Origin of the sequence: Brasilonema sp. UFV-L1 (assembly GCF_012912105.1) — a bacterium.
Taxonomy (GTDB): domain Bacteria; phylum Cyanobacteriota; class Cyanobacteriia; order Cyanobacteriales; family Nostocaceae; genus Brasilonema.
This window is the reverse complement of record NZ_QMEA01000234.1, coordinates 1-6673: the sequence shown is the minus strand read 5'-3', so window position 1 is coordinate 6673 and position 6673 is coordinate 1. Positions and strand designations below refer to the sequence as shown.

The window sequence follows — 6673 nt, the reverse complement described above, 5'->3', positions numbered from 1 at the left end:
GCTGGAAGAAAGTTACGGCTGAAATAACCACACAGGAGATGAGCCAGTGCCTTGCGGGGGTTCCCCCCGTTGTGGCACCTGGCGTATCAATACGCCCTAAGAGGCAAACGTGTTGCAGCCCAGGAACCTGAGCAATCAGGATATTAAGACCCAAAGGTCTTAACAATCTCTGCGGCTTTAGCCCAGAGAGTGTCAAAAAGACGCTGTTGATGGCAGCAACTCGACCGCGCAAATGGTCAGGAGTTCGGATCTGAACCAAGGTATGGCGAATCACAACACTAAGGGATCGTGTTGTGCAGCCTCAGTCTTAGGGGGGACCGCAAAAAGAAAGTCCCAGCCGTGTTTTACGTTAATGGGTTGGTGACGAAGGATCTAGATTTGACGGTGAACCAGTCCTGCAGGAGGGTTTCCAACGCCAGATGCTCCACTTGGGGAGCCAGTGCGTTGCGGGGGTTCCCGAGGCAGTGCGTTGGGCGGCTTCGCCGACTTGTAGCACCTGCCGTCCCGTTGTAGCACCTGGCGTGAGACCCCAAGACGAGCCACTGCTGCTTTGAGGGTTTCCCGACAACAGGCATGTGGCGTCCGCACTGGCTCCTCCGTAGGGAACTGGTGGAACGCGCAGCGAGACCGGAGGTCTTACCCGATAGCCTTCTGGCGTGGCGTCAGCCATAGGGCTGGGACTTTCTTTCAGGGCAAATGCCTAGGGAGCTTTTTTAACTTCTGTTTGCTCAAAGACATTTTTCAGTAGAGCTAACCCTTCTTCAATTTGTGATACTTGTTCTGGTGTCAAACTCTCCAGAATATCAGCAATATGAGCGCGAGTTTTCTCCTGAGATTGCTCCAAGAGCAGTTTTCCTTCTTGAGTGAGATTGAGAACGACTCGCCGCCTCTCTTGAGGGTTATCAGTGCGTTGCACCAGATTGCGTTGTACTAGTCGTTCTATTGTTGTTGATGCTGTAGCACAGGTGACACCAAGATGTTCTGCCACTTCAGATAATGAAGCGCCGGGATTACGCTTGAGAAAAGCTAGCGATCGCAACTGAGGTATGGACAGAGAGTCAGCACTGTGAGTACGCATATCCGCTCGAATAAACCGCATCAATAATGGGATTGTTTCCATCACTTTGGCTGCACATTCAAAGGAAGTTACGCCAACAGAAGGTTTATCCAAGCTCATGAACTGTTTTTCTCCTGATTACATCGCCACCTGTGGATCAAGTCGTCCACACATAATAGTCAAGCCTATTAATGTTAGCAAGAGAATTCCACAGTCTAAACTTCGTTACTCTCTGCATGCTTCGTCTTTCAGTTATCTAATACTACGTCAAATAAATTACATTTCCTGCAACACCTGTCGGATAATATCTGATGGTACTTGGTCAGTCACCGTCACAACACCTATTTGCGTAGGCAATACAAATCGCACTTTACCAGCTTGAACTTTCTTATCTACTTGTAAAGCCTCAATAATTGCTTCAATATCCATTCCGGATGGTAACTGAGTTGGTAAACCTGCTTTTTGAATCAGGGCGTCTTGACGTTCAGTTTCTTCCTTTTGCCACATCCCCAGTTTGACAGCAATCCGTCCTGCTGCGACCATGCCAATGGCAACAGCTTCACCATGATTCACGACTCGATAACCTGTTAAACTTTCTATTGCATGCCCAATGGTATGACCATAGTTGAGAATTGCCCTCAATCCTGCTTCTTTCTCATCTTTACCGACAACATCGGCTTTTGCTTGACAAGAACGGGTGAGAATGGATTCAATCAATTCTGGTTTGATGTAGTCTAGTTGATCTAAGCGTTCACTCTGTTCCATCTCAGCAAATAATTGAGCATCCCAAATCACGCCGTACTTAATAACTTCTGCCATTCCCGCACGAAATTCACGAACTGGCAATGTTTTCAACACATCTGGATCAATCAGAACCAAGCGCGGTTGATGAAACGCCCCAATCAAGTTTTTGCCTTGAGGATGATTAACACCAGTTTTGCCACCTATTGATGCATCTACCATTGCCAAAAGTGAGGTTGGCACTTGTACAAAGTTAATTCCTCGCAGCCAAGTAGCTGCAGCAAAACCAGTCATATCTCCAATGACTCCTCCTCCTAAAGCTACCATAGTCGAGGAGCGTTCTATGCGGTTTAACAGTGCGGTATCATAAATTTTCTGGACAGAATTGAGGGTTTTGTAGCGTTCACCGGCGCTTAAATTGCAGCTAACAACTTCAAACCCAGCGGCTTCTAAAGATGCTAGTACCCTTTCGCCATAATTTTTAAAAATAGTCGGGTTAGAAACCAGCAGGACTTTTCTACCCAGCTTCAGATTGCTCATCTTCTCACCGAGCTGATCTATGCTCAGCGGCGATTGCGCCGCTTGCGAGGCTATTCCTTGCCCAATCGCAATCTCATAAGACTGTTGTGGTAGATTTACACTGATAGAAGTCATAACCAAATCCCAAACAAGCGCCCGACGGCTGTATTCTACAGCATAAACACTCTCTATTCCGGATGTGAGCGACAACAACTTCTATTTTAATTCGTACTCTCTTGGATCACTTGACCAGGAGCGTTAATCTCAACGGATTTGTTACCAGAACCATCAACAGAGATGCGGAATAAGCGTTCACCTTCAGATGTCGTATAACTTGTCTGCTGATCCAAATTTTGAACTTGAACAGGAGCAGCGTTCAATTGTAACTTATTCGTTTTCCTATCAAAAACATTCATCCGCGTCTGGCTTCCTTGGCGAAAAACCCTTACACTGTAATTGGGTGTTTGGAAGGTTGTGACTGTCGTTTGTGGTATAGTGGCTGTGTTAGAGGGTTTGTTGACTGTTTGAGCAACAACAATACTAGGCTCAAACCCTAACCCACTAAAAGCTACCAAAGCAGTAGCAATGAAAGCGTATTTGGTCATCATAAGTTGTTATTTAATTATCTTAACCACAAGAAACTTGAATCGATTGAAACTATAAGTCTTTCTTCTTATATGATAACTTCTTATGGGAGAACTTAAGAAAGGTTCAAGAAATATTTTTATTGAGTGCTTCATCTGTAAATGATTGAATAATATTTATAAACGATTATGGAGAAACTTCAATGTTTGGTGTCATTGCTTACTTAGTCTTCTTAGGTCTGTTCTTTGGTATCGCTGTTGTGTTACTTTTCGGTCTTCGTGCTATTAAGCTGATTTAATTGCTTTTTGGAGTCTCACGCAAAGGAGACGCCAGTCCCTTCAGCCGACTGGCGTCGCAAAGGTGCAAAGTTTTGCTTCGCGTCTTAGCGCCTTTGCGTGGAAATTTTATCCAATAGCAGCTTCCATAGGGGCTTTGTGTTGACTGACAAAAGGAGAACGCACTTCTAAACCAAGTAAATCTAGCATTTCACGGTCAGCATTATATCCTGGACAGGGAGTTGTCACTGTTAACATATGTCCATTGTCACTGGAAAAAATAGAATTAGCTCCTGCTAAGAAGCATAACGCCTGTTCTACCTGTGAAAGTCTAGCTCTACCTGCACTCAGACGAATATCAGAAGCAGGCATTACAATACGTGCTGTAGCAATCATTCGCACCACATCCCAGATAGGAACATCAGGTTGATTTTCCAAGGGTGTGCCTTGAACTTGTGAGAGAATGTTTATGGGTACTGACTCTGGATGTGGATGCAGGGTTCCTAGAGTATGCAACATAGACACGCGGTCATCCACGCTTTCGCCTAAGCCGAGAATACCGCCAGAGCATACAGTCACATTTGTCTGTCGGACATTGTTGATTGTGTTGAGGCGATCGCCGTAACTTCTAGTTGTAATAATAGTGCTATAGTAATCCTCTGAGGTATCCAAATTATGGTTATAGGCATAAAGCCCAGCTTCTTCCAATCGTTTGGCTTGTGTTTGGGTTAGCATACCTAAAGTGCAGCAAACTTCCAAACCTAATGCTGTCACTTCTTTAACCATGTCCAACACTTGCTCAAATTGCGAGTTATCGCGCACCTCTCGCCAAGCAGCGCCCATACAGACACGACTGACTCCACTTTCTTTTGCTTGTTGGGCAATACTAACGACTGTTTCTTTTTCTAAGAGTGCTTGTGCCTTAACCTCTGTCTTGTAGCGAGACGATTGAGCACAATAGCTACAATCTTCTGGACAACCCCCAGTTTTTATAGATATTAGCTTACAGACCTGTATCTTGCTTGGGTCATGGAATTGGCGATGCACGCTAGCTGCTTGATAAATCAGTTCTAGCAATGCTGTATCATATACATCACGTATTTCTGACTTTTGCCAATCGTATCGTATGACTACTGACATTTTTATACCCTTATGAGATTTTTGCATAATTTTAGCTCTTTGTGAAGTCTTTACTAAAGATGTTGGTCATATAGAAACCCCCACTGCTGTTAAATTATGAAGGGTGGATAATACTTTTGGAACAAATATTTCAGTCGTTTATGGAATTGCAACTGCCAAATATCACAACAGAACGCTTGTTATTAAGGCTAGCAACAAAAGAGGACATTCCCGCAATCCTCAAGTTTTTTTCTGAAAACAAAACATATCTCACTCCATTCTCTCCTGTTTGGTTAGATAACTTCTTTACAGAAGAGTATTGGCAAAATAGCATAGATAATAACTATTTAGAATTTACTAATGGTATATCATTAAAATTATTTATTTTTTCTAAAACTCATCAACCAAATATTATTGGATATATAAATTTTGCTAATTTTGTCAGAGGAGCCGCTCAGTACTGTAATGTAGGATACGGTCTTGCAGAAGGTGAACAAGGAAAAGGTTATATGACAGAAGGACTGCAAGCAGGTATTCGCTATGTATTTCAAAACTTAAAAATGCACAGAGTTATGGCAAATTATATGCCTCACAATCAACGCAGTGGTAACGTACTGAGAAGATTAGGATTTGTAGTGGAAGGCTATGCCAGGGACTATTTATTAATTAACGGAAAATGGCAAGACCACATTCTTACCAGTCTGATCAATTCTAACTGGCGGGCAAACCCATAAAATTTTAAACATCTTTTAAAGATCAAATTAAAGGATTCAATCCCAACGGAACAACACCTCACAACACTTTTGGATAACTTGGATAAATCTAATGACTTTGGCTAAAACTCTAAACAACACAAATTCTACCAATCCTTTTCTCAATCTCCGCTACGAAAGAGCCCTTGAATCTCTGGGTGATGATTACTATGATGAAGTCGCTGCTGCAGAATTTCCCCAACATATTCTACGCTGGCGCAATGATGCACTTCTACCCCGCTTAGGACTAAACCCAGAATTGGTAAAAGACGAAGACTTTATCTGTGCTTTTGGGAAATTTGAGGAACGAAAACCGCTGTTGGCATTGCGTTACCACGGCTATCAATTTGGTGAATACAACCCTTTTTTAGGTGATGGTAGGGGCTTTCTCTACGGACAAGTACGCGGTATTGATGACGAATTGTACGACTTCGGGACAAAAGGTTCTGGTAAAACTCCTTACTCCCGTGGTGGAGATGGGATGTTAACACTCAAAGGCGGAGTACGGGAAGTTCTGGCTGCGGAAATGCTACATCACATGGGTGTACGCACTTCACGCTGTTTAAGTATGGTTGAAACAGGCTTATCCCTGTGGCGGGGTGATGAACCTTCTCCTACACGTTCTTCGGTGATTGTGAGGATGGGGCGATCGCACATTCGCTTTGGCACTTTTGAACGACTACACTATTTGCGACGTCCAGATTTGACTAAAAAGTTATTAGACCATGTTATTGAGCAGTATTATCCATATTTAATCGACGAAGAAGAGAAATATGCTCTGTTTTACGCAGATTTAGTCAAACGAACAGCAGAACTCGTAGCACAATGGATGGCAGCTGGTTTTTGTCATGCAGTGTTAAATACAGATAATATGTCAATCACAGGGGAGAGTTTTGACTATGGTCCCTATGCATTTATTACCAATTATCAGCCTTACTTTACCGCTGCGTATTTCGATTATTATGGACGCTACTGTTACACTCATCAACCGGGTATTTGTAAGTGGAACTTAGAAACACTCCAAGACGCGCTCAAGGCTGTTATTAATTTAGGTGATATGCAGGCTGGATTGGCAAGATTTGATGAGCATTATCAAAGTCAGTATAAGACTTTAATGTTGAAGAAATTGGGTTTTGAGCAACTCTCACATCCAGAAGCTGATGAACTTTTAAATCTTACGATTCAATTTTTGCAAGATAGCCAAGTCGGTTATCATCAGTTCTTTTACGAGATGGCTCATAGCATTTCATTAAAATGGCGAGATGAACCAGGCTTGATTATGGTAGATTCAAATCTTGTACCAGCATCAGGGGTATCAGAAGTGTTTGATAACTTCTGTCTTCTTTACCATAAAATTTTAAATAACTTTGACCCAGAACAAATAGATAGCATCGTCCAAACTCTAGCTCGTCATAATCCCAAAACTGTCATCCTTAAACCAGTGATTGAATCAATTTGGGAATCAATTGTTCAAGAAGATAATTGGCAACCTTTTTATGACTTAATTCAGTGTATTCAATCTGGAAATTAGAGAAATGAACTGCCTTGAACTCAGAGGTGATTTCAAAAGTCAAAGAAAGGATAATTTTTTAACAGTACACAGTACACAGTACACAGTGAAGGAG

9 protein-coding genes are annotated in these 6673 nt (G+C 42.5%); 3 read left to right on the top strand and 6 right to left on the bottom strand.

The genetic code is table 11. The features are described from left to right. From DP117_RS35770 to DP117_RS33185, 5 genes are all read right to left on the bottom strand, one after another. The coding region (locus tag DP117_RS35770) for a hypothetical protein (RefSeq protein ID WP_211176499.1) at positions 1–259 on the bottom strand (259 nt) is incomplete at its 3' end. Between the two features lie 113 nt (positions 260–372). Further along, the gene (locus DP117_RS33200; RefSeq protein ID WP_169222419.1) at positions 373–588 is read right to left on the bottom strand and encodes a hypothetical protein; all 216 of its coding nucleotides are present in this window, start codon (positions 586–588) and stop codon (positions 373–375) included. Between the two features lie 112 nt (positions 589–700). After that, the gene (locus DP117_RS33195) at positions 701–1177 is read right to left on the bottom strand and encodes a MarR family transcriptional regulator (RefSeq protein WP_169222418.1); all 477 of its coding nucleotides are present in this window, start codon (positions 1175–1177) and stop codon (positions 701–703) included. Positions 1178–1333: 156 nt separating this feature from the next. Continuing rightward, positions 1334–2452 (bottom strand): 3-dehydroquinate synthase, encoded by a 1119-nt coding sequence (gene aroB, locus DP117_RS33190; RefSeq protein WP_169222420.1) that lies wholly within the window; start codon positions 2450–2452, stop codon positions 1334–1336. Between the two features lie 86 nt (positions 2453–2538). Next, positions 2539–2925 carry a hypothetical protein gene (locus tag DP117_RS33185; RefSeq protein WP_169222417.1) on the bottom strand — a complete coding sequence of 129 codons (387 nt, stop codon included), beginning with the start codon at positions 2923–2925 and terminating at the stop codon, positions 2539–2541. Between the two features lie 179 nt (positions 2926–3104). Between DP117_RS33185 and petL the strand changes: the two genes are divergently transcribed. Then, on the top strand, positions 3105–3200 hold the full coding sequence (gene petL, locus DP117_RS33180; RefSeq protein WP_169222416.1) for a cytochrome b6-f complex subunit PetL: 96 nt from the start codon (positions 3105–3107) through the stop codon (positions 3198–3200). 106 nt (positions 3201–3306) lie between these two features. Here petL and bioB read toward each other — a convergent pair whose 3' ends face one another. Then, the gene (gene bioB / locus DP117_RS33175; protein WP_169222415.1) at positions 3307–4317 is read right to left on the bottom strand and encodes a biotin synthase BioB; all 1011 of its coding nucleotides are present in this window, start codon (positions 4315–4317) and stop codon (positions 3307–3309) included. Positions 4318–4457: 140 nt separating this feature from the next. On the opposite strand from bioB, the gene DP117_RS33170 reads away from it, so the two are divergent. Next, positions 4458–5030 (top strand): GNAT family N-acetyltransferase, encoded by a 573-nt coding sequence (locus tag DP117_RS33170; protein ID WP_169222414.1) that lies wholly within the window; start codon positions 4458–4460, stop codon positions 5028–5030. A 91-nt stretch (positions 5031–5121) separates the two neighbouring features. After that, positions 5122–6579 (top strand): YdiU family protein, encoded by a 1458-nt coding sequence (locus DP117_RS33165; RefSeq protein WP_169222413.1) that lies wholly within the window; start codon positions 5122–5124, stop codon positions 6577–6579. Positions 6580–6673: the final 94 nt, after the last annotated feature.

Bases quoted from the DNA above. Each gene is read 5' to 3' on its own strand.
- petL (WP_169222416.1), top strand. From the start codon at position 3,105: ATGTTTGGTGTCATTGCTTACTTAGTCTTCTTAGGTCTGTTCTTTGGT.
- aroB (WP_169222420.1), bottom strand. From the start codon at position 2,452: ATGACTTCTATCAGTGTAAATCTACCACAACAGTCTTATGAGATTGCG.
- DP117_RS33170 (WP_169222414.1), top strand. From the start codon at position 4,458: ATGGAATTGCAACTGCCAAATATCACAACAGAACGCTTGTTATTAAGG.
- DP117_RS33185 (WP_169222417.1), bottom strand. From the start codon at position 2,925: ATGATGACCAAATACGCTTTCATTGCTACTGCTTTGGTAGCTTTTAGT.
- DP117_RS33165 (WP_169222413.1), top strand. From the start codon at position 5,122: ATGACTTTGGCTAAAACTCTAAACAACACAAATTCTACCAATCCTTTT.
- DP117_RS33195 (WP_169222418.1), bottom strand. From the start codon at position 1,177: ATGAGCTTGGATAAACCTTCTGTTGGCGTAACTTCCTTTGAATGTGCA.
- bioB (WP_169222415.1), bottom strand. From the start codon at position 4,317: ATGTCAGTAGTCATACGATACGATTGGCAAAAGTCAGAAATACGTGAT.